The sequence below is a fragment of the Vibrio hepatarius genome (assembly GCF_018860525.1).
Taxonomy (GTDB): domain Bacteria; phylum Pseudomonadota; class Gammaproteobacteria; order Enterobacterales; family Vibrionaceae; genus Vibrio; species Vibrio hepatarius_B.
On sequence record NZ_JAHKPM010000042.1, the window covers coordinates 51801 to 74118 of the forward strand.

The following is a 22318-nucleotide window of genomic DNA, read 5'->3' on the forward strand; positions in this document are numbered from 1 at the left end:
AAGACAACATGCCTAAGAAGATTACGCTAGCAAGCCATATGAATACAAACCAGGTTAACTTTTTCATCAGTGGTAATTCTCCCCATGCTTCATTTTTCCTCTGAAAATCCAATAGGTATAGGCACTGTATGAGATGATAAGTGGGAGTAGAAATACAGTGCCAGCAAGTAAGAATTTCAGACTTTCATCGGGAGCCGCTGCTTGATGATAAGTGAGGCTAAAAGGCACTAAATAAGGGAAGGTGCTTATTCCAAAGCCCAGAGCGGCAAGTCCAAACAAAGCAATACCACATAGGTAGGCTTTTAGTGCTTTGCGATTTTTTAAAGAGCGATAAAGCTGCCGTATAAACCATGCGGACAAAACCGGTATACACAATAATATTAAAGCGTTTGGAAAACTAAACCAGCGATCAAATATCAAGTTGTTTTGCAGTGGAAGCCATATACTCACAATCGCAATACATAACACCATGCCCATACCCCACCGCTTTGCAATGATCTCATAGCGGCCGGTTAGATCGCTTGGAAGTTTAATCATCAGCCAGCACGACCCTAACAAAACGTAAGCAAACACCAGCGCTAAAGCACAAAATAGACTAAAAGGACTTAACCAATCGAACCAAGTGCCTGCGTATGAGCGTCCCTCAACTTCGATTCCTTGCAATAGAGCGCCAAGCATTATCCCTTGCATAACCGTGGCAAGTAGTGAACCGACGAAAAAAGCAATATCCCATAAAAATTTCCCTTTGGTGGTTTTAAAACGATACTCAAATGAGACGCCACGTAGGATTAAGCCCAGCAACATAAGTATGAGAGGAGCATACAATGCTGGCATAACAACAGAGTAAGCTAAAGGAAACACGGCGAACAAACCGCCGCCACCGAGAACTAACCAAGTTTCATTCCCATCCCAAACAGGCGCTATGCTGTTCATCATCATATCTCGTTCCACTTCGCTATGAGCGCTGGGAAACAAAATGCCAATTCCAAGATCGAATCCATCGAGTATTACGTAGATGAGTACTGCAAGGCCAATCAAAGCGTACCAAATGAGCGCATAATCCATGTCGTTGTCCTTACGTTAAATGATTTGAATGGGAGGCTGGTGGTATGTCTGTCCCATCGGGTAGACGGCTGTCTAGTGAGCGTTCATATCTCGTTGGAGACTTGCGCATGAGTCGAAGCAAATAAAAAATACCCGCACCAAAAACTAAAAAGTAAACGATGACAAAGGCCGTTAATGAGATACCAATTGCGGTTGCATCAATGGGGGAAGCCGATTCTGCGGTGGTGAGCAAGCCATATACTGTGAAAGGTTGGCGACCTACTTCCGTTGTTATCCAGCCTGCAAGTACGGCCACAAAGCCCGCTGGGCCAAAAGCAATACAAATCTTGTGGAACCAACGAACTTCGTAGAGGGTGTTTTTATATCTTAAGTACAAACTGCAAACACCAACAAACAGCATGCCAAAGCCTATGGCGACCATAGTTCTGAAACTCCAAAATACGATACTGACGGGGGGGTGTTCATCTTCTGGGAATGCATCTAGTCCTTTGACTTCTCCATTCCACTGATGGGTGAGAATGAGACTTCCTAAATGAGGTATTTCAAGTTTGTAATCGACTGTTTTGGTCTCATCATTGGGAATACCAAATAAAATAAGCGGCGCACTTTTGTGGGATTGATAATGTCCTTCCATTGCCGCAACTTTGGCAGGTTGATGTTCTAGTGTGTTTAAACCATGCATGTCTCCAGCTATTATTTGCAATGGTGTTACAATTGCAGCCATCCACATCGCCATGGAAAACATGGTTCTTGCAAGAGGATTTTTGGGTGCTGAAAGTAGGTGATAGGCACCAACAGCTGCGACAACAAAGGACGTTGTTAAATAGGCAGCAAGCAGCATGTGTACCAATCGATAAGGAAATGATGGGTTAAAAACAATTTCAAACCAGCTTTCGGGAACAAACTGTCCAACATCATTAATAGAAAATCCGGCTGGAGTTTGCATCCAACTATTAACTGACAGTATCCAAAATGCTGAGAGAAATGTACCAAATGCAACTATGCAGGTAGACATAAAATGTAGCTTTTTGCCAACCCGTTCCATGCCAAATAGCATTACGCCTAGAAATCCAGCTTCGAGGAAGAAAGCCGTGAAGACTTCATAGCCCATCAATGGACCTAATATGGGCCCAGTTTTATCAGCGAATACACTCCAATTAGTACCAAACTGATAACTAAGAACTATGCCACTGACCACTCCCATGCCAAAACTAATCGCAAATATTTTGATCCAGTATTTGAAGAGTTGAAGATATTTTTCTTCTTTTGTTTTAAGCCATAGACCTTCTAGCACAGCTAAATAGCTGGCAAGACCAATAGTGAAGGCTGGAAAAATAATGTGGAAGGCAACCGTAAAGGCGAACTGAAATCTGGCTAAATCCACTGCTAACGTGTCCATAATTATTTCCCGCTGTTGGTACATCTATTTCTACGGTGCTGCGATAACGAATGTTCAATCTGAGCCAAACTTTTTATTGCTCTTATTACGGTTCTATTTCGTATCGAAATATATCGGTTCTTCAGGAAGTAAAAATATGAACTTGAAATCAAAACTAGAAGCAATCGCTCCGACGTTTGAGCCGGGTGGGAAGTACGAAAAGTTTTATCCAATATTTGAGGCAGTCGCCACCATCCTTTATACACCAGGAATGGTTAACAAAGGGGCAACACATGTCCGAGACAGTATTGATCTGAAACGCATTATGATTTTTGTCTGGCTAGCGACTTTTCCAACTATGTTTTGGGGTATGTACAATATTGGTAATCAGTCTGCATTGGCATTAATGAGTCAGTACACCCCACAAAACTTAGAATCTATCGTCGCTGAAAGTTGGAGATTAGCGTTTGCTTTTGACAGTTATCAAGGGTTGGTAGAGGCTGGCTGGGGTAGTAAAATGTTGTTAGGCGCTACCCATTTCTTGCCTATCTATTTAACAGTATTTGTCGTTGGTGGTTTTTGGGAAGTCCTATTTGCTGTTGTCAGAAAGCATGAAATCAACGAAGGTTTTTTTGTTAGTTCTGTTTTGTTTGCTTTAATCTTACCTCCAACTATACCGCTATGGCAGGCCGCATTAGGTATCTCATTTGGTATTGTGGTAGCCAAAGAAATTTTTGGAGGCACAGGTCGTAACTTTCTAAATCCAGCGTTAGCAGGAAGAGCATTTTTATATTTTGCTTATCCGGCTAATATGTCTGGGGGTAGCGTATGGGTAGCCGCTGACGGATACTCAGGCGCCACGCCATTGAGTCAGTGGTATGAGGGTGGAAGCAATAATTTAATCAATAATATGACAGGTGAGGCGATTACATGGAATGACGCTTTTCTGGGTAATATCCCAGGCTCAATTGGTGAGGGCTCCACATTGCTTGTGATGTTAGGAGGTATAATTTTAATTGGAATGCGTATCGCTTCATGGAGGATTGTTGCTGGCGTTATTCTTGGATTGTTTGTCGGCTCAACCATACTTAACCTAATTGGATCACAAACCAACCCTATGTTCTCTATGCCATTTTACTGGCACTTTGTTTTGGGAGGTGTCGCTTTTGGTACTTTCTTTATGGCAACAGACCCTGTATCTGCTGCTTATACCAACTCAGGGAAATGGGCATATGGTATTTTGATTGGATTGATGGCGATTTTAATACGAGTGCTCAACCCTGCTTATCCGGAAGGGATTATGTTGGCTATTTTGTTTGCTAATCTATTTGCTCCCCTGTTTGATTTTATTACCAAGGAAGCAAATGCTAAGAGAAGGCGGCAGAGATCCACTCGCCTAAGGTAGAATAACGGCTTCTCACCATGGTAGTGATTGCCCATCGTAGGTCAGAAAACTGCCGCTGGATTCTGGGGTCGCCTTCTCCATGATATCCAGAATATCAGCTGCTACTTTGTCCGGACTAAAAAGTTTTCCGGTAGGAACGTTAGCTTGAAAAGGCTTTGAAAGCGCAGTATCAGTGGTACCCGGATGAATAGATAAAATACAGGCTTTAGGCATACGCCTTGACCACTCTATACTGATGTTTTTTATCAACATATTGAGGGCAGCTTTGGACGATCGGTAACTGTACCAACCACCCAGTTTGTTGTCTTCAATACTGCCTACTTTAGCGGAAATAGTGATAAATTTGGGTTGTTCGCTTGAACTTAAACAAGAAGAAAAATATTTTGCAATCATTAGTGTAGGTAGAGCGTTTACTGCCATGTTATGCAAGAAAAAGTCAGGCTGACAAGATTGAAGGTTTTTTTCAGGGCCCTGATCTGTACTATGTAACAGCCCCACAGCATTAATAATCAAGTCTAATGATGAAAACTGGCAGGCGAGACTTTTTAATTCCTGCTCAGAGGTGATGTCAATACGATGCCACTTAATATCATTCGCATGGTCTTCTGGTTGTTGATTATGGTAAGTAGCGTGAAGGTCAATGTTTGTTTTTTGATTCAGTAGGCACTTGCACAGTGAGTAGCCTATACCGCCATTTCCGCCAAAAATAAGTACTTTCATATGCTGCCTATGTTGCTGTATTTGCTAAAGAACAGCTTTAAAATATAACTATTCTTTACTGGCAAGGTATTTCTTATTGGTTTGTGTGACTCTATTCACGCAAATAATAAAGACTTATACAGAAATCTATAAAAACCCCGTCTGTCACTAAAGATCGTAAATCTATACGCTACGTTTATATGTAATAAATTTACCATCATTTTGAGGGCGAGAAAATATGCTACCAGTCCGGAGAAGTTTTGTGGCGGCGCTGCTCTGTATTGTTACATTCGTTGCCGCCATTCTGGGTCTTGATCAATTTAACTGGCGCAAAAATACTCACATGCATGAGGTTAGAGTGGGGGTATCTTTGACTCCTTTGGCCTCGCCATTTTTGATTGCAGAACACTTAGGTTTGTTTAAAGAGCATGGCCTTAAAGTTTCGCTTTTTCCTTGCGCAAGTAGTACGGCTTGTACCCAACTGATGTTAAGTCGCGATGTAGAATATGCGACAGCCTCTGAATCTGTTGTTATGTTTCAAAGTTTTGAACAAAGTAATTTAGCATTGCTAGTCAGCTTTGTTGAATCAGATAATGATTTAAAGCTGCTGTCATTGAGTCCTTCTGATATCAATCAGATAAGTCAGTTAGCAGGCAAAAGGGTTGGTGTTGTAAAAGGAAGCGCTAGTGAGTTTTATTTTGATTCAGTTTTGATCGCGAATAACCAAAAAGCATTAAATATAGAAAAGGTATATTTGCAGCCTCATGAACTCGTTCCAGCTTTGCTTTCATTTAGTGTTGAAGCTATCTCAGCTTGGGAGCCAATGGGTTATAAAGCGGATATACAGTCAACCTCGGAAGTTAAAAACCTCGGTACTCCGGGAATTTATCAACATTCCTTCAATTTGTTGTCGACTGAAACCTATCTAGAGTTTGCAGGCCAGGAGCCTGTTCATTTATTGAAAGCACTCGATGAAGCGGTAGAGTGGATTAATGCAAACCCCGATGCGGCATCAAGGCTAATTGCTAAGAGATTGAATATACCCCTTAATCAAGTTAAGTGGTCGTGGGAAGACTATGTATTCCGTTTGTCTTTGGGGAATTCGTTACTTTCAAATTTACAATTACAGGCAAGATGGGCATTAAAGGAAGGCTTAGTTAGCAAGGAACAGCCTGATTTCAGGGAGTTGTTTTTTACACAACCTTATCAACAAATTATTGCTTTGAGAGACTGAACCATGCTGAATTCATTGTTTAAAAAGCTGTTTGTCTTATCAACCACTACTTTAATGTTAACACTGTTTATTATTGTCTCTTTTAGCAGAGTAGCTGCTGAGCAAAGAGAAACTAAAGTAGAGTTGGATCAAATTATCGATCTTCAACTTTCAGTGGATTTACTTAGAAGCCAATTATGGTTTTTTCTTCAGTTTGGCGATGAATTGAGCCTAAACCAAGTTGAACTAGCTCAAGCCGAACTCGCGACCAAGCTTGCAAAATATAAAAAATCTCACAATCAACTAGAAAATATACAGAGAATGAACCACAGCTTGAATGCATTATTAACGAGAGAAATACAGCTTTATGTTGTAGAGGCCAGTGAGTCAGAGAGCGTAAACTCTATAGGTTTTCTTCATTCTAGGTACAATATGATAGTACAAAATATGACTGAGGAATTGGCGTATGTTCACCAATCCGCTTTGAACCGTAACACAGATAACGTTCAAAGCGTCATGATGTATGCAGCTGCTTGGTTGGTTGTTTGTTCCTTTTTAGTGAGTGCGACTGCTTGGTTGATTTCTTTTCGATTTAAAGCCGGTGTTGAAGCGATGAAAAAGGCTATTGTAGATTTAGCGAATGGTAATCTCGATTCCAAAGTAGAAGTAGTGAAGATGGATGAGGAGTTTAGAAGAATGGCTCGTTTCTTTGATGAAATGACGGTATCCCTTCGTGACACTACTGTGACTAAACAAGAATTGGAAGATGAGGTTAAACGTCAAACTAAACAGTTGATTCATAAACAAGAGCAACTCATTTTTCTTGCAGAACATGATCCTTTGACTAATTTAATGAACCGTCGAGCTTTCGACAGAGCATTGGAAAGTGCTATTGTGAAAGCTAATCGAAGTAATTGTAAATTAGCGATATTTTTCATTGATCTTGATGAATTTAAGTCAGTAAATGATACTTTTGGTCATGATGCTGGTGATGCTATTTTGGTTGAGGTTTCTAACCGTATTCTTACCGCGATTCGAGAATCTGATTTTGCTTGCCGCTTAGGGGGCGATGAGTTTGTGGTATGCCTTGATTTGCTCAATGACTTCGATGTTGTCACCGTAAAAGCACAACAGCTTTTAGAAATCATTAACCTTCCAATCAATTTCAATAACCGCACATTAAAAGTAGGTGCGAGTATTGGAGTAAGTTACTTCCCTGATCATACAAGGAACAAGGAAGTACTAGTCAGTCTAGCGGATGAAGCTATGTATCGTGCTAAACAAATGGTAGGCCCAGCATGTTTTGATGGTCGTTCGACGATTTGTAAAAAGGCCGTTTCGCCAGTACGTTTAACGTCAATTAATGAGTAACGTCCATATGGTTTAATGCGCTATTAAACAGTTCAATATTTTTATTATCAATGTGGTAACCATTACGATCACTGGCATGAAGAGTGGCTACGAATTTTATCTTGTTATATTCAAAAAACTCACTGAAAAACGCTCTAAAAATTGGGCATAATCTACGATTTCCCGAGCTTGATACAACAAACCCTCGTTTTGATGTGAGTAAGTTTGCTTGGCTTTTGAGTTTTGGTGAATCACCAAGTTCGGTTAGTCTATCAATGAGGTTTTTCATTGGAGCAGTGACTGCATACCAATAAACAGGTGAGGCAAAAACGATATTGTCGGCGTGTCTTATCTTATCGATTAAACAATAAAAATCGTCATCTGGATATTGATTATCATAACGGTATGGTGTGATGTTAAGTGTATCGAGATAAATCACTTCGCATTCGTGGTCAGTATAAATTTTACCGATGGTTTTTGCTGTATTACCATTTTTATTCGCACTTGAAAATAGGATTAAAGTTTGCATGATTCGCCCTATGATTGTTGAGAATCTTTAAACCTAAGAGCTCAACTATACTTGAGGTCAATAATAAACTTTAGAGGTTCTCTATTTGAGGAAAACTTTTGGTCAACGAATGTTAATGATTTGAACCTTAATCATCAGCATTATGGCTTCACAGCTCATTATTTTTAGAACAAAGTGCAATTTATTTCGTATTTGTTGTCTATGCCATTAAAAAACATAGTGAATATTAATGTTGGTAATTATTCATATACTATTGTTGTCGAATTTGTATTTTGTCCGTATAAAAATTGTTCTTCATATTGTTAAAAGGATTTTGTATGCGAGTGAAGGTGTTACGTTGGTCCCTACCTCTTATCATATTAGGAGCGGCATACGGAGGCTATGTTGCTATCTCGTCAGGTAATGCAGAAGCATTAGAAACCAAACCAACTAATACATCACTAACTGTCAAAGTCTCTCCACTTCGTTCTAGTGATCATAATGTTGTTATTACCAGTCATGGTGAGGTGTCTCCTGTTGAAATTACTCAACTTTCTGCCCAAGTATCAGGTGAGGTTGTCAGTTGGCATCCAAGCTTTGTTGCTGGTGGCATTGTCAAAAAAGGTGAGATCTTATTTTCGGTTGAGAGTGAAAACTACTATGCAGCTGTACTTCAGGCAGAGGCTGACCTAGCTACCGCTCAAGCGTCATTGATAGAAGAAAAAGCCAAGGCTGAGGTTGCCAAGCGTCAGGCGAAAAATGTTCCTTCTAGTCAAGTGACCGATCTTTATCTGCGTAAACCTCAGGTTCTTAGTGCAAAAGCTCAGGTGAAATCTGCGACGGCATCGTTAAAAAGGGCAAAACGGGATCTTGATAAATGTCGTGTAGTTGCACCATACAATGCTTTGGTTATTGAGCGAGAAATTGGTGTGGGGCAATATATTTCTGCAGGTACACGAGTAGCGACCCTAAACAATATTGAAGCTGCTGAAATCCATATTCCGATTGCTGGCTTTGATAGTGTTTTTTTACCTCAAGAATACGCTAGTGTGACAGCCAAAGTGACCCGTAAGGGGGTCAATAATATTGAACGTGAAGGAAAAATTGAGAGAGATATCGGTGTTATTGACAGTGCGACGCGCATGACAAATTTAGTGATAAAAGTGACAGACCCTTATGCGTTATCTTCCAGTGCATCTCCCCTCAAGTTTGGTTCATATGTTGAAGTCCAGTTTATCGGTAAAATGTTAAAACATGTCTACCGTCTTCCTCAAGAGCTGGTAAATAATCGTCAGGTGTGGGTGGTGAATGAGAATGATGAGCTTGAGCCTCGTAATGTTAATGTAATAAGGGCTGAGCAGGAGTTCATTCTTATAAATGAAGGTCTAAACGATAGCGATCGCCTCGTATTGACTGTACCTGAGTACCCCCAAAAAGGAACTCGAGTAGAACTAAGTACCGTTGATAATTATTTTAAACAATAAGGTGCGCAGCATGGATGATATGAAACCTAAGGGATTAATTGCCTACTTCGCCCATAACCCAGTGGCCGCAAATCTTATAATGGTGTTTGTTCTAATAGTGGGTACAGTGAGCTTTTTATTTATTCAAAGACAAATGTTTCCCAATCTTGAGGTTAACTATATTAACGTCAATGTTCAATATCCAGGAGCATCTCCTCAAGAGATCGAAGAGAGTATTCTGATAAAAATAGAAGAGTCTTTGAAAAATGTGTCTGGCATAAAAAAAGCGGTAACAACAGTTTTTCGAGGTAGTGGATCTATTGAGATAGAGGTGGATGTCGATCGCAAAATAGAGGATGTTCTTGTCAAGGTTCAACAAAAGGTAGATGCGATATCCAATTTGCCGTTAGGTATGGAGCCTATTCAAGTTTTTCAATATGAATTTCAGCAGGATGTTATCGAAATGGTTTTGGTCGGCGATCGTTCGTTATGGCAACTTAAACCAATAGCTAAGCAAATTGAAGATGAGTTGCTGCAATTAAACAATGTCGCTTTGGTTGATCTAAGTGCACCGGATTATGAAATAGGTATTGAAGTCGCGCCGGAAATGCTGCGTAAATATAACCTGACATTAACGGACATCAGTACGGCTATCCAACAATATTCAGCCAATTATTCTGCAGGTGAAGTTAGAACGGATGGAGGGCTGATATCGGTTAGGATTGAAAACCAATATTACAATGGCGAAGACTTTCGGTTTATACCCGTTAAGATTGGTAGAAATGGGAGTAGGGTATTGCTTCAAGACGTTGCCCAAATTAGGGACGGCTTTACCGAAGACGAACGTTATTTTAAGTATTCTGGACAAAATGCAATTTATCTATCTGTCAAAGCAACCAAAGATCAAAACATGGTGACAGTCGCTGAATCTGTCAAAGCGTATATTGAGCAAAAGAACCCACAACTTCCGGTAGATCTTAAGGTAAAGATACTGGTTGATATGACGTATTATTTAAATGCTCGCCTTGACATGATGTTAAAAAATCTAATGCAGGGTGCTGTACTTGTGGCCTTGATGCTGAGTTTATTTTTGCGCGTTAAACTTGCGATGTGGGTGATGATTGGTTTACCAGTTTGCTTCTTGGGAGCTGTTATGCTCATGCCTTTGGTCGGTGTGAGTATTAATATCGTATCATTATTTGCCTTTATTATGGTCCTGGTTATCGTTGTTGATGACGCCATTGTCATTGGCGAAAGTGCATACACCGAAATAGAAAAGCAAGGTAGTGGTATCAATAGTGTTGTAGAAGGTACACAACGAGTAGCTACACCTGCGACATTTGGAGTGCTGACAACAATTGCTGTTTTTGCGCCTTTTCTTATGTCAAAAGGTATTGAAAGCGCTTTCTTTTTTGGTATTGCCTCTATTGTCATTCTTTGCTTGATTTTTAGTCTCATCGAATCCAAGTTAATTTTGCCTTCACATTTAGCCCATTCAACATTTAAACCAATTGAAAAGGGCAGTTGGCGAGACCGATTTAACTGCATTTTTTTTAACTTCGTTAATGGCCCATATCGTCGCTGTATAACCTTTTGTACCTATTGGCGGTGGAGCGTATTGGCAAGTTTTATGGCTATTCTGGCGGTAAGTATTGCCTTAGTTATTGGAGACTATGTGCGTATTATTCCCTCCCCTAAAGTTCCCCATGACTTTCCAACTATAAAACTCATTATGAATGATAATGTGTCGAGTGAACAGACGATTCAGGCACTTAAATCGATTGAAAGCACTGTACTCGAAGGTGATAAACAAATTGAGCTGCAAACGGGACAAAAGATGATTCGGGACATACTTACATTTAGTCAAGGGCGAAAGGAAGGTCTAATGGTGATCGCTCTTGTCGATGAAGATAAACGTCCTTTTAACACCTTTGAACTTGCCCGTCGATGGCGTGAGGCGATACCTAATATTCCAGCCAAAAAAATGCTGACAGTGTCTGATAATGTTAATAACAGCGGTAAAGGAGATGAGTTTGGATTTTTGTTGTATGGCTCTGATATAGAGACACTTAATGCAGCAGGTAGGGAACTCATTTTGGATCTGAAGCAGCAAGAAGGGCTGTTTGATATTTCTTCATCAATGGATACCGGAAGTAAAGAGATACTCCTTTCTCTTAAGCCTATTGCTTATGACTTAGGCATTAGTTTATCTGATATTGGTGCACAAGTTGGAGGAAGTTTTTACGGTGGTGAAGCACAGCGCATGATCAGAGAAGGAGAGGAAATTAGAGTGATGGTCCGTTACCCTAAGTTAACGCGAGAAGCTTTTGCTTCATTGCGCTACGCTTTGATCACCACTTCTGAAGGGCAAAAGGTGATGCTGGGTGACGTGGTGAATATTGTACAGCAACCAGGAGTCAGCAGCATACGACGTGAAGGTGGTTTTCGGAGTGTTTATGTGTATGGTTCCATTGATGAGGAGCTAGTTGAACCCGATGAAGTTGTCACTCAGGTTAATGAATTGATTTTGCCAAGTATTTTAGCGCGACACATTGGTGTTAAAAGTCAATTAGGAGGTTCAATAGAAGATCAGCAAGCTCAGCAGGATGAGCAGATAATCTTCTTTGTTGCAGGTATGATCATTGTTTATATTCTGCTTGCCGTTCCACTTAAGAGCTATACTCAGCCTTTAATCATTATGTCAGTCATTCCATTTAGTCTAACGGGTGCTATTTGGGGACATTATTGGTTTGGTATTGACTTGAGTATGATGTCAACGTTTGGACTTATTGCTGCAGCTGGTGTGGTCATTAATGACTCTTTAGTTATGACAGATTACGTGAACCAAGTTAGAAGTAAAGGATCTTCAATCAAAGAAGCGGTTATAGAAGCTGGTTGTGATAGGTTTAGGGCCATTGTTTTAACGTCAATTACTACTTTTGCTGGAGTCTTACCTATTATGTTTGAGACTAGTTTGCAAGCTCGGTTTGTTATCCCCATGGCGGTTGCTTTAGGTTTTTCAGTCTTGTTTGCTACAATGTTGACGTTGATTTTAGTTCCTTGTTTATACCTAATTTTAGATGACTTTAATGACTTCGCTCAAAGGGCCAAGAATCTTATTATGCAGCAAAAGTTGTTTCGATCGAGCTGATCGGGTTTCAGTCTAAAGCTTTCTTTATGGAAACAATGTAATAAGTGTGTATGGTTTTCATTTATTCCTGAAGATTATTTCTGGGCAGTTGAAAGTGATTGAGCTTCAAAAATATAAAGGGTGCTTGATAAGATAATCGTGAAAACTGGTCTGACCTGTTGTTTTTTTTGTATTTTTGAAGTGCCCATTTGGGAATCGATTCCTTCATAGAATGTTTGTGGTTTGGTCGTTAGAGTTATTCAAATACGTTTTTACATTTACCCGCTCTATGTTATTTAATAATAAAGATATTTTTAAGAAATGTTTCATGAATTACACACAATGTGCGCGGGTACTCTGGGCATTAGTTTCGTTATTCCACTGCGCGTATAGTTCCTAGTTGTTTATAACAAACTGTAATATTTCACTATTGTTTTTTATAATATTAATCAGTATCGTAAGATGAAAAGTGACTAAAAGAGTCTCTCTATTAAGACAATCTAGATAAGCATAGGTTTGTCTCAGGAGGTAACTCTTACTACTCTACGTTGCCTTTTTCTATTACGTTACTCCAAGATGGAGTGATGTCATGCTCCAAAATATGGAGCGTAAAGGCCAGTAACGGCTAAGCTTAAGGAAAGCAGGTGCTTTAGGTTTATAGCCTGAGATTTTGTTTAAATACTCAATTAAGCGTTTATGAATTATGAATCTTTATGGCAGTTGTATCCTCTCGCTCGAGAGCAACTAGTCAATATTAAAACTCGTAGTGCTACAAAGCTCAAAGGCACAGAGTGTCGCGTGCTGGAGATTTTAATTGCTCAGCAAGGTCAGGTTGTATCTAAGAGAGAGTTATTTGAAAAGGTGTGGGGAGAGCGGGTTGTTTCTGAAAATAGCTTAACTCAGTGCATTGCCCAGCTCCGTGTTGCACTTGGAGATAGTGGTAAAGAACAAAAATTTATTAAAACGGTACCATCCCATGGCTATATGTTGTTTGAAAATGTCGTAGAGCTAGCCCAAATTGAGCAGCCATCAAAGGAGCTCCCTGTAGTTTCAACTCCAAGACAATCTGAATCTGAAACAGAGTTTGAAAGTGTTAAGGAGTATGGCTATCGCCAACAGTTTAAGCTATTACTTGCGTTAGTTCTGGCTATCGTATTGTTATTTCAAGGTACTTCTGCCATTCATCGCTGGACTTTTTCATTGAATGTCCCTTTAGATGCATGGATAAAAGTTCAGCAAGGTGAGCGGGGGTTTTTCTACTTTGATAATAAAGCCAGTAAAGCCATGTACAAATATCTGAGTAAAAATAGTAATCATTTAAGTGATTCCCCTGTCACTGAACTCTTAATTTCTACAGGTGTTAATCATTATTATCTTTCCTGTATATACCGCTCTGAAACGAATGGCGACCAACAGGTAAAAAATTTAAACTTCTCGCTTCGTGAGAATTTTTATTTTATTGGAGAAACGGTGCGTGATGTCTGTCGATAATGTTCTCAAAACACTGTTATGTTTAGTTGTAATTGCAACAGTATCGAATGTCGGTTTAAAACTTCGTGATATTCCTGAGGTCATGGATGGTAAACATAGCTTGCTTTATTACAGTAACAACTTGAGTTTTAGCCTTGATGGGGACGTGCTGTTTAGTGAAGATTACCATACGATAAACCACAGGTTGTTTTTTAATCAGAAGTCACATACGAGCAGAAAAATATATGGTGAACCCAAGGGAGCATATTTTAGTTATTATACCCAGTTTTACGACCACGGCCTGATTCAGTTTAGTGACTTTACCTTTCCTAGTGGAGAGGTCGCTCGGAATAATATCACCGAGATAGAAGCCCATAATCTACGTCGTATCAGCGAAGAAAAACTGCAGGTAATATACAAGGAAGGTAAAGCGGTTTGCTATACAAAACTATTAGACGGTGGGGTTAAGTGCCTTGTTCGCAGGCAGTAACTAATCGATCTTTAACTTCGATATTTCTTTTCCACTAACTTGAAAATGTTGTCTAGTCCATCTCTTTTTAGTGCGTATGAGGTGTTATTTGGGGATGATTTGCGTGCCTTTTAGGCTATGTTAGACGTGTTAGTCGGTGGAAATGGTTATTTATTATTTGGTCTATCCCCCCCCCCCTTTTTTCTACCTAAATAGTATTTTCAAACGCACTAATTTCTAACCTATATCACCTGCCAATTAACTTAACATTTAACATTATCTTGTCTAGTTTAGTGTAAATATCCTATTTAGTAAAAATCTAAATGTTTTATATCTCCTTTATATTCAATGGTTTATGATTGATTCGTGTGATTCATAAAGGTTGTTATAACTTCATTGTGTGTTTAGCACACCCACTGGCATTATGGCTAGGTCGTTGATGGGCAGCTTAATGCATTCGCTTTTATCTTAAATCAAAGTTGTCTGTTCAATTTGGAATAAATGAATAAACGCAAAATGTTTGCGTAGAATAAATGAGGTTACTATGTCAGTCACATTTTTAGGAAATCCTGTAGAACTATCTGGTGAACTACCACAACTAGGCCAAATGGCTCCAAGTTTCACCCTATGTGATCAATCTTTAGCTGATATCGGTCCTGAACATTTTGAAGGCAAAAAATTACTGCTAAATATCTTTCCAAGTGTTGATACACCAACCTGTGCTAACAGCGTACGTGCATTTAATGAGGTAGCGAAAAAGCTCGACAATACCGTTGTACTTTGTGTATCTGCAGATCTTCCTTTTGCTCTGGCTCGTTTTGTTGAAAAGCATAACCTCCAACACGTCTCTATTGCATCTTTTTTCCGTTCTCCTACATTTGCATTAGATCATGGTGTTGCTATTTCAGACGGAGCGTTACGTAGTCTCGCTTCACGTGCAGTTATTGTATTAGATGAAAAGCGTAAGGTTATACATTCTCAGCTAGTGAGTGAAATTGCAGATGAGCCAAACTACCAACAGGCTATCGAAATGGTAAAGGGAGCATCATTGTGAGACGCACGCTAGTTTTACTAACCATGATAACATCTACATGGGCTCACGCTGGATTTGAGGTGACTAAACAGTCTGCAGGTTTGGGTGAAGATCAAAGTGTTACTTTGGAGTACAGCACTACATTTAACCTAGGCGGTAAAACGTTAAATGAAGGGGATATCATTCCTCCGATGACACTTTCAACCTCGACTTTAGATAAGGTTAAAACGCAAGGTAGCGGAAAAGTTCGTATTTATAATGTTTTGGTTTCTGTTGATACTCCAGTGTGTGTAGAACAGGCTTTAGCATTTGATCAAATGGCGAAAGAGAATGGGGCTGATGGGAAAATTGAATTCATCAATGTAAGTGCTGACACACCCTTCGCTCAGGCTCGATTTGTTGCTGACCAAAAATTGAGCCAAGAAGCCTCTTTTCTGTCTGACTCTGCTAAACACGAGTTTGGCCAGCAGACCGGAGCTCACATAGAAGAGCTGGGTTTGCTTTCTCGCGCTGTTATAGTAGTGGGTAAAGATGACCGAATTTTGTTTATCCAGCGTGTGCCTGAACTCACTCAGCTTCCAGATTTAAAAGCGGCATTGGATATTGCTAACCACAATATTTAAAACTAGACACCAAACACTGAGTAGGTGTTTGGTGTTGCATTCTACATAGTATCGTACTGAAGCTTATGAAGTTGTTTGCACCTCTATGCCTTTTTGTGCTCGTAGCACTGGGATTTTATGTGTTTTTTTGTCTAATTGCTGAGAGTTTTGATGGTCAGTCTTTGTGTAAAGAAGCGCTACGCTACCAACATTTTCAATATTATCCTCATAGAAACCCTTGTATGTGACTACTCAAGTATCTGATTGTAAATAGAAAAAACCTCAGATATAGGTTTATATCTGAGGGGAAATACGCGGGAGTAGACAGGAATAACCCGCAAAGCAAGATAGCCAATTTCTAGCTGTAGGCGAGGATTTAACCACATTGGCCAAAAAAGCCACTAAGCTGAATCAGCTTAGCTATTGTAGATCTTCCGAGTTCGTCTAAATATGTTGTTTTTGTGGCATGTTTTACGTGTTTTCTACTTGTAAGTTAGCTGCCAGATTAGTTTACCTACAAATTTTACGGTGTTTTGAACTATGAATGAGAATTTTTAGCGCAGTAAGACGAAATGAAATTCTCTATGACTCTTAAGGAAGTCATCGGACTCTTGTGACACTGCGTTCATTTATTACGACTTAAATTGAAGAGAGAAACTAGCTATGGCAGAAACAAATATTCGTAGACTTAATCAGCTATTGAAAGCGTATGAATGCAATCATACCTATAACGTACTTGTCGAAGACTTAGCCAGTACGTTATCTTCTTCAAGGCGAAATGTGGCCTTAATAGTAAAGCGTTTAGTTGCTTTGGGCTGGATTGAATGGCGGCCAGCTGTTGGTCGAGGACAAACGAGTGTATTAAAGGTCCGAACATCCATTGATGATGCACTTTATCAAACTATGGTTGAAGAGCTGCGTGAAGAGCGTTTTAGCCTTATTTCAAAACTGATTGAACAATATCGAGAAACAGCTGTTAAAGCTTTAACACGTGCAATGGGACTGACATGCTTTTAAATCTAGTCTTTACACCAGTAATAGGTATTGATCTATCTCAATACTCTTGGTTTAGAATAAGCGCCTAGCATACTCTCCGTTAAGTTGCATAACAGCATCAAAAACATTGGAATGACGAATAAATTGCATGTAAAGCTGCTCTCTCTACTCAAGCTTATCTTTATCATTAAGCTGGTTGTATTGCACAAGGGCTTGCTCAGCGGCTTGACAATTAGGTGCTAAAGTTTCACTAAGGGCTGCTATGATAGATTTCGATTGATTTGATTCTAACGCAAACGATATTTCTTTGGCTTTTTTGATTAGTGCCTGAGCAACACTATACTTTTCTACATTCTCTACTTTAAGTTTTAGTTCATTCTTATCATAGGTAAGCCCAAGGTGATCGAGTTTTTCAGTTAATTCTTTGTACATAATGTTACCTGAATAAAAAACATAAAATTAGGTCGAAAATTGTTGCTATTACTGACAGTACTGAGGCGGTTTTTTTTGCGTGAGAGTGTCCAAAAGCGCATCAGATACTTGAATATGTAACAACCGGTACTCTTTGGTGGTTTTTAAAGCTTGGATAAGCCCCCACGACTGATTGATATAGATGGCTGCCAGTATAGTCCCCAAGTTGTTCTCATGTCCTGGGCACATAACTGCCGCTACCATACAGGCGATCACATTATCATCTGTGACATTGAGTTCGAGTAATTTGGCACAGCGGACAATCTCTAAAATACGTACTCTCATTTCCTTTGGCCCTCTTGGTGATCACACTTGCTGTTTTACGAAAGCGTCAGAAGGATAAGGTTTCCTACATCTATGGACTGTTACTTTGTAAATTCTTGCAATTATTCCACTCCAGATTATAAGAATTAATCCAGTTAAGTAATGAAATAAAATCACATTATTTTTCATGATTCGTTACAGTTTGAGGACGTTTTTTAAAATCATGGCCTGTACCTTTCAATTAATAAATTAATTTGTGATTAAATGGATCATAAAAATTAATATGATTTTATTATCATTATCGGTTTGATCTATGTAAATATCTGTCTTGTCGATTATTTATATGAGTGGTGATATTTTTTGCCTTTGGAACATTTAATATTGCTATTGATCTCCAGGGCATTCAAACAGGTATCCCAATTCGTAATACTCGCTTGAATGACGTTTTTTTTGAATCAGCAAAATTCCAAGATGTTAATGTATCTGGCAGGGTTAATTGGGGTGAATTAGATGAAGGTTCTCACAAATTAGTGATCCCTGCTCAAGTGACATTGTTTGGTAACACTAAGTCTATTGATTTCCCTGTCGTTGTGCTAAAAACTGATAACATTATTATGGTGAGCTCTAGCGCTCCAATAATCATTAATGCTAGTGACTTTGGCATCCCGAGCGAGAATTTAACCAAGTTGGCTGCACTGGTAGGTGGAATTTCAATTTCTGATAAAGTGCCATTGACATTGAATCTAACGTTCAAAAAGTAATTTATGTAAAGTATGGCTTGGTCGTTTGCTAAGCCATAACAAACTATTTATATACGTCTAGCCGTTGGCTATTCTTTCTGTCAACCATTTAATTTTGGGGTCATTATTACGCGTTTTATGCCAATACAGTTTGACCTTATAATTTGGCACTTCTAACGGCAAAGGAGATATTTTAATCGGCAATTGCTGGGCAATATGCTCAGCGTATCTTTTGGGTATCGCTAGCAAATATTGTGTATCTATCACAAACGTCGGGGCGGACAACACGCTGGGGGTTTTTATCGCAATTTTTCTCTTCTTTTTGAGTTTTGATAAGGTAACATCAAGTATCCCTCTTGCTTCATTCCAAGGTGTGATGACAACATGATGATAGTTGAGAAATTTAGTTAAGCTCAGTTCATTTCGAAATGGATGTTTTGGACTGTGTATACAGACATATTGGTCCTCAAACCATACTTTATTACTGATACTTTCAAAATTTTCGATTTCATGGGCAAAACCACACACTAAGTCGAACTGACTTTCCCTCAACGCATTCTCTGGCAGCCTTTCTTCTAGATTGAGAAATTCAATTTTGATATTTGGGTAGTCTTTACTCAGTTTTGAAATAAAAGTGTGCAAACACCAACTTGTGTAATCTGTGACTGCAATTCTTAAGGTTTGTACTTCGTATGGATCGAAAATAGTAGAAGAGCTAATGCCTTTCTCAATCTGGTTTATTCCTTGTATGAGTTCATTGGCAATGCCTTTAGCGTATTCTGTTGGTAACATAGAATTACCGACTCGGACGAATAAATCATCCTTTAACCGTTCACGCAGTCTTTGCAGCGCATGACTGCAAGCTGATTGGCTAAGGTTTAAAATATCAGCGGTATCTTTAACCGAATGAGTTTTATATAACACAGAAAACAAACGGATTAGGTTTAAGTCTATATTTGATGGAATAGTCATGTTCTTTGTTCAGTTTCTAATTGCAAAAAATGCATTTTTTTCATGATTTATTTGAGGCTACACTAGTTGAAATGCTTGTCAATATGACAATTTTCATAAAACAGAGGTTATAACCTCCAATAAATATAAAGGACAAAAATGAAAAACATCAGTATTAGAGAAGCTTATATTGAAGACACTCAGATAATATTGCAGTTTGTTAAAGAACTAGCCACATATGAAAAAGCGCAGCAAGAAGTAAAAACAACGTTAGTAGAATTAGAAGAAAGCTTGTTTTCAGAGCACTCGACGGCCCATGCTATTATTTGTATGGCAAATGACAAACCTGTAGGCTTTGCTGTCTATTTCTATAATTTCTCAACTTGGCTTGGAAAGAATGGACTTTATTTGGAAGATTTATACGTCTCACCAGAGTACCGTAACTTAGGAGCAGGTAAAGCGATTTTGAAATATTTAGCAAACTTAGCGTTACAAAAAAATTGCGGAAGGTTTGAGTGGTCGGTACTTGATTGGAACCAGCCTGCGATCGATTTTTACCATTCTGTTGGCGCTGTCGCTCAAGATGAATGGATAACGTACCGGCTTAGCGGAGAAAGATTGACTTCATTTGCATTGAGCTAACATCATTACATGTGTTCGTAATTGTCCTAAACTAGCGATTATGATTAATTTGGGCGATTTCATAACTGTGTTTCTAACCAACGGATAAAGGCTGCGTTTTTGGGCCTTTTTTCTTGGCCATTCAAACAGATTAAATCATAACTTAATCCAGAACTTACTTGCTCAAAAGGAGCAACTAACTCGCCCTTGTTCAAGCTTGATTGTATCAGAGATGATCGACCTATAGCGATTCCCATACCATGCTTGGCTGCAATCATTGCCATGTCTGAATGGTTAAGTAGGTAGGTCTTTTCCATTACATTAATTAACTTTAGTCTCTCATCACTTTGATTTTGTAGCCAATGATTCCACTCCTGATTGGGTTCTCCAGTTTCTAGAGACTCATCGCAGTGAATGAAAGTAGCACAAGACAGCTGGCTAACTAGATCAGCGTCATTTGTAAAGTGAGCTTTATAAAAATCTGGGCTACATACTGGTATGAGAACCTCATTAAACAATCTTTGATGATAGAAACCTGGGTGTTCGCTTGAACTGTAATAAATGGCAATATCAACTGGTTCATGCTGGAAGTTAAGGCGGCTTGCTTTGACTCTAAGTTTAATATTGAGATTAGGGTACAACCGCTGGAACTCAGGTAGCCTAGGTAGTAACCAACTTTGGGCGAAGGTCGGCGCTGCGCCAATATAGAGTTCACCACGTAGTTCATTGAATTTAATATCTTCTAACTCAGAAAATATCACGCCGAACGATTGGTTTAATGCGTGAAGAAGCCGTTCTCCTTCTTTGGTCAGCTCAAGACGTCGAGTCATGCGTACAAAAAGGCTAAATCCGAGTTGGCCCTCTAGAGACTTTATCCGTTGGCTAACTGCACCTTGTGTAATGAACAACTCTTCAGCGGCTTTGGTGAAGCTTAGAGACTTTCCTGCGATAGAAAAGGTGTACATATTAGATAACATTTGCTGTTTTTGCACCATGATTCAATCCTATAAATTAGATAATCTAATACATAACAAGTTGTCTTTAGTTTGTATAGCTTATTATGATGTTTTTAAATTATTTCATCTTATCCATAAGTGGGTGCATCATGATGAAGAAACATCTTAAGATCACAATTATTGGCGCAGGCTCAAGTTACACACCTGAGCTTATTGAGGGGCTGATAAACCGTTACCATGAACTACCAATCGGTGAACTTTGGTTGGTAGATATCAAAGATGGCGAGAATAAGGTGAGCATTATCGGTAGTCTGACTCGCCGTATGCTTGAGAAAAATAATCTGTCGCATATTAATGTTCACGTGACCTTAGATCGAAGGAAGGCGCTCAAGGATGCTGACTTCGTTTGCTCCCAATTTCGCGCAGGTTGCCTTGAAGGCCGTATTCGTGATGAACGCATTTCACTGAAATATGGGATGATTGGTCAAGAAACCAATGGCCTTGGCGGTTTTGCCAATGCCTGTCGAACTATTCCAGTTGCCCTGGAAATCTGCAAGGAAATGGAAGTGTTATGCCCTGATGCGTGGCTACTTAACTTCACTAATCCATCGGGGATGGTGACAGAAGCGATCCTAAAGCACACTAAAGTTAAAGTCGTTGGCCTGTGTAACGTTCCTGTGATTATGCAAAAAGGTATTGCAAGCATTCTAAATGCTGACGAGCAAGACTTTGTACTGCAAGTTGCCGGATTGAATCACTTTATTTGGGCACGCCAAATTCTCCATGAAGGGCGAGACAAAATGCAAGATGTGGTGGATGAAATTTTATCAGGCAATGACCCATTAATACCAAATAACATTCCACCATTTGAGTGGCCTGCCGAGTTACTGTGTAATATGAGAATGATCCCTTGTGCTTACTTGCGTTATTACTATACGAGTGAAGATATTATGAATCAGGAGATCAAAGAAGCCAGTGATGAAGGAACACGTGGTGAAGTGGTTAAAGCTATGGAGAAACGCCTGTTTGAGATATATAGAAACCCCAAACTTAGTGAAAAGCCAAAAGAATTGGAAAAGCGTGGTGGGCAATATTATTCAGAAGCTGCGTGTGAGCTAATGAGTTCAATTTACAATGATAAGCGTACAATTATGCACATCAATACCCGTAATAATGGGGCGATTAATGGTTTGCCGGATGATTGCGCAGTAGAGGTCAGTTGTATGATCACTAAAGCTGGACCCGTGCCACTCAATGTGGCTCCGTTTCCTGACGATACTTTAAGGCTGATTCAATTAATAAAAGAGTTTGAATCACTGACGGTTGAAGCCGCCGTTAATGGCGATCGCCATGCAGCTCACCGTGCACTGATCTTAAATCCACTGGTGTCAACAGGTTCGGTGCTGGAAAAAGCCTTGGATGAAACTATTGAAGCAAACCGAGATCATATGCCTCAGTTTCGCTAGTTATAGTTAATTATAAAAGGAGGAGGTCCTTGTGGGTAAGGACCTTTTTAGTAGCATAGAAAGTATTA

At 39.4% G+C, this 22318-nt stretch carries 20 protein-coding genes and 1 pseudogene; 13 read left to right on the forward strand and 8 right to left on the reverse strand.

The window, feature by feature from the left end; translation table 11 throughout:
• Positions 1-66 precede the first annotated feature (66 nt).
• Both cydB and KO511_RS12145 read right to left on the reverse strand, forming a co-directional pair.
• The gene (gene cydB, locus KO511_RS12140) at positions 67-1065 is read right to left on the reverse strand and encodes a cytochrome d ubiquinol oxidase subunit II (RefSeq protein ID WP_215987685.1); all 999 of its coding nucleotides are present in this window, start codon (positions 1063-1065) and stop codon (positions 67-69) included.
• Between the two features lie 10 nt (positions 1066-1075).
• Entirely contained in the window at positions 1076-2464 is a 1389-nt protein-coding gene (locus KO511_RS12145; RefSeq protein WP_215987686.1) for a cytochrome ubiquinol oxidase subunit I, read from the reverse strand.
• A gap of 136 nt (positions 2465-2600) precedes the next feature.
• On the opposite strand from KO511_RS12145, the gene KO511_RS12150 reads away from it, so the two are divergent.
• Positions 2601-3848, forward strand: a complete 1248-nt coding sequence (locus KO511_RS12150; protein WP_215987687.1) for an NADH:ubiquinone reductase (Na(+)-transporting) subunit B — start codon at positions 2601-2603, stop codon at positions 3846-3848.
• Positions 3849-3860: 12 nt separating this feature from the next.
• On the opposite strand, the gene KO511_RS12155 is transcribed toward KO511_RS12150, so the two are convergent.
• Entirely contained in the window at positions 3861-4568 is a 708-nt protein-coding gene (locus KO511_RS12155) for an SDR family oxidoreductase (RefSeq protein WP_215987688.1), read from the reverse strand.
• Between the two features lie 217 nt (positions 4569-4785).
• Between KO511_RS12155 and KO511_RS12160 the strand changes: the two genes are divergently transcribed.
• A complete protein-coding gene (locus KO511_RS12160; RefSeq protein WP_215987689.1) occupies positions 4786-5781 on the forward strand; it encodes an ABC transporter substrate-binding protein in 996 nt (331 codons plus the stop codon).
• Positions 5782-5784: 3 nt separating this feature from the next.
• On the forward strand, positions 5785-7131 hold the full coding sequence (locus KO511_RS12165) for a diguanylate cyclase domain-containing protein (RefSeq protein ID WP_215987690.1): 1347 nt from the start codon (positions 5785-5787) through the stop codon (positions 7129-7131).
• On the opposite strand, the gene KO511_RS12170 is transcribed toward KO511_RS12165, so the two are convergent.
• Complete coding sequence (locus tag KO511_RS12170; RefSeq protein WP_215987691.1) at positions 7121-7639, reverse strand: flavodoxin family protein; 519 nt, start codon at positions 7637-7639, stop codon at positions 7121-7123. The two genes, KO511_RS12165 and KO511_RS12170, sit on opposite strands and share 11 nt — an antisense overlap.
• 317 nt (positions 7640-7956) lie before the next feature.
• Here KO511_RS12170 and KO511_RS12175 point away from each other — a divergent pair, with 317 nt between their 5' ends.
• From KO511_RS12175 to KO511_RS12205, 7 genes are all read left to right on the forward strand, one after another.
• Complete coding sequence (locus tag KO511_RS12175) at positions 7957-9102, forward strand: efflux RND transporter periplasmic adaptor subunit (protein ID WP_215987692.1); 1146 nt, start codon at positions 7957-7959, stop codon at positions 9100-9102.
• Positions 9103-9112: 10 nt separating this feature from the next.
• A complete protein-coding gene (locus KO511_RS12180; RefSeq protein ID WP_215987693.1) occupies positions 9113-12232 on the forward strand; it encodes an efflux RND transporter permease subunit in 3120 nt (1039 codons plus the stop codon).
• A gap of 675 nt (positions 12233-12907) precedes the next feature.
• Positions 12908-13702 carry a winged helix-turn-helix domain-containing protein gene (locus tag KO511_RS12185; protein ID WP_215987694.1) on the forward strand — a complete coding sequence of 265 codons (795 nt, stop codon included), beginning with the start codon at positions 12908-12910 and terminating at the stop codon, positions 13700-13702.
• A complete protein-coding gene (locus tag KO511_RS12190) occupies positions 13689-14171 on the forward strand; it encodes a hypothetical protein (RefSeq protein WP_215987695.1) in 483 nt (160 codons plus the stop codon). The genes KO511_RS12185 and KO511_RS12190 overlap by 14 nt, the downstream gene beginning before the upstream one ends.
• A gap of 523 nt (positions 14172-14694) precedes the next feature.
• Entirely contained in the window at positions 14695-15204 is a 510-nt protein-coding gene (tpx, locus tag KO511_RS12195; RefSeq protein ID WP_215987696.1) for a thiol peroxidase, read from the forward strand.
• Complete coding sequence (locus tag KO511_RS12200; RefSeq protein ID WP_215987697.1) at positions 15201-15806, forward strand: redoxin family protein; 606 nt, start codon at positions 15201-15203, stop codon at positions 15804-15806. The genes tpx and KO511_RS12200 overlap by 4 nt, the downstream gene beginning before the upstream one ends.
• A gap of 642 nt (positions 15807-16448) precedes the next feature.
• Positions 16449-16802, forward strand: a complete 354-nt coding sequence (locus KO511_RS12205) for an SgrR family transcriptional regulator (RefSeq protein WP_215987698.1) — start codon at positions 16449-16451, stop codon at positions 16800-16802.
• Between the two features lie 144 nt (positions 16803-16946).
• On the opposite strand, the gene KO511_RS12210 is transcribed toward KO511_RS12205, so the two are convergent.
• Together KO511_RS12210 and KO511_RS12215 are read right to left on the reverse strand one after the other, a co-directional pair.
• On the reverse strand, positions 16947-17213 hold the full coding sequence (locus KO511_RS12210) for a hypothetical protein (RefSeq protein WP_215987699.1): 267 nt from the start codon (positions 17211-17213) through the stop codon (positions 16947-16949).
• A 48-nt stretch (positions 17214-17261) separates the two neighbouring features.
• Positions 17262-17537 carry a hypothetical protein gene (locus KO511_RS12215; RefSeq protein WP_215987700.1) on the reverse strand — a complete coding sequence of 92 codons (276 nt, stop codon included), beginning with the start codon at positions 17535-17537 and terminating at the stop codon, positions 17262-17264.
• A 347-nt stretch (positions 17538-17884) separates the two neighbouring features.
• Between KO511_RS12215 and KO511_RS12220 the strand changes: the two are divergent.
• Positions 17885-18277, forward strand: a pseudogene (locus KO511_RS12220) (YceI family protein); the annotation flags it as partial.
• A gap of 57 nt (positions 18278-18334) precedes the next feature.
• On the opposite strand, the gene KO511_RS12225 reads toward KO511_RS12220, so the two are convergent.
• Positions 18335-19228 carry a LysR family transcriptional regulator gene (locus KO511_RS12225; protein ID WP_215987702.1) on the reverse strand — a complete coding sequence of 298 codons (894 nt, stop codon included), beginning with the start codon at positions 19226-19228 and terminating at the stop codon, positions 18335-18337.
• 138 nt (positions 19229-19366) lie between these two features.
• Here KO511_RS12225 and KO511_RS12230 point away from each other — a divergent pair, with 138 nt between their 5' ends.
• Positions 19367-19849 (forward strand): GNAT family N-acetyltransferase, encoded by a 483-nt coding sequence (locus tag KO511_RS12230; RefSeq protein ID WP_215987703.1) that lies wholly within the window; start codon positions 19367-19369, stop codon positions 19847-19849.
• Between the two features lie 59 nt (positions 19850-19908).
• On the opposite strand, the gene KO511_RS12235 is transcribed toward KO511_RS12230, so the two are convergent.
• Positions 19909-20823, reverse strand: coding sequence for a LysR substrate-binding domain-containing protein (locus KO511_RS12235; RefSeq protein ID WP_215987704.1), 915 nt, complete (start codon positions 20821-20823; stop codon positions 19909-19911).
• Between the two features lie 113 nt (positions 20824-20936).
• On the opposite strand from KO511_RS12235, the gene KO511_RS12240 reads away from it, so the two are divergent.
• On the forward strand, positions 20937-22250 hold the full coding sequence (locus KO511_RS12240; RefSeq protein ID WP_215987754.1) for a 6-phospho-beta-glucosidase: 1314 nt from the start codon (positions 20937-20939) through the stop codon (positions 22248-22250).
• Positions 22251-22318: the final 68 nt, after the last annotated feature.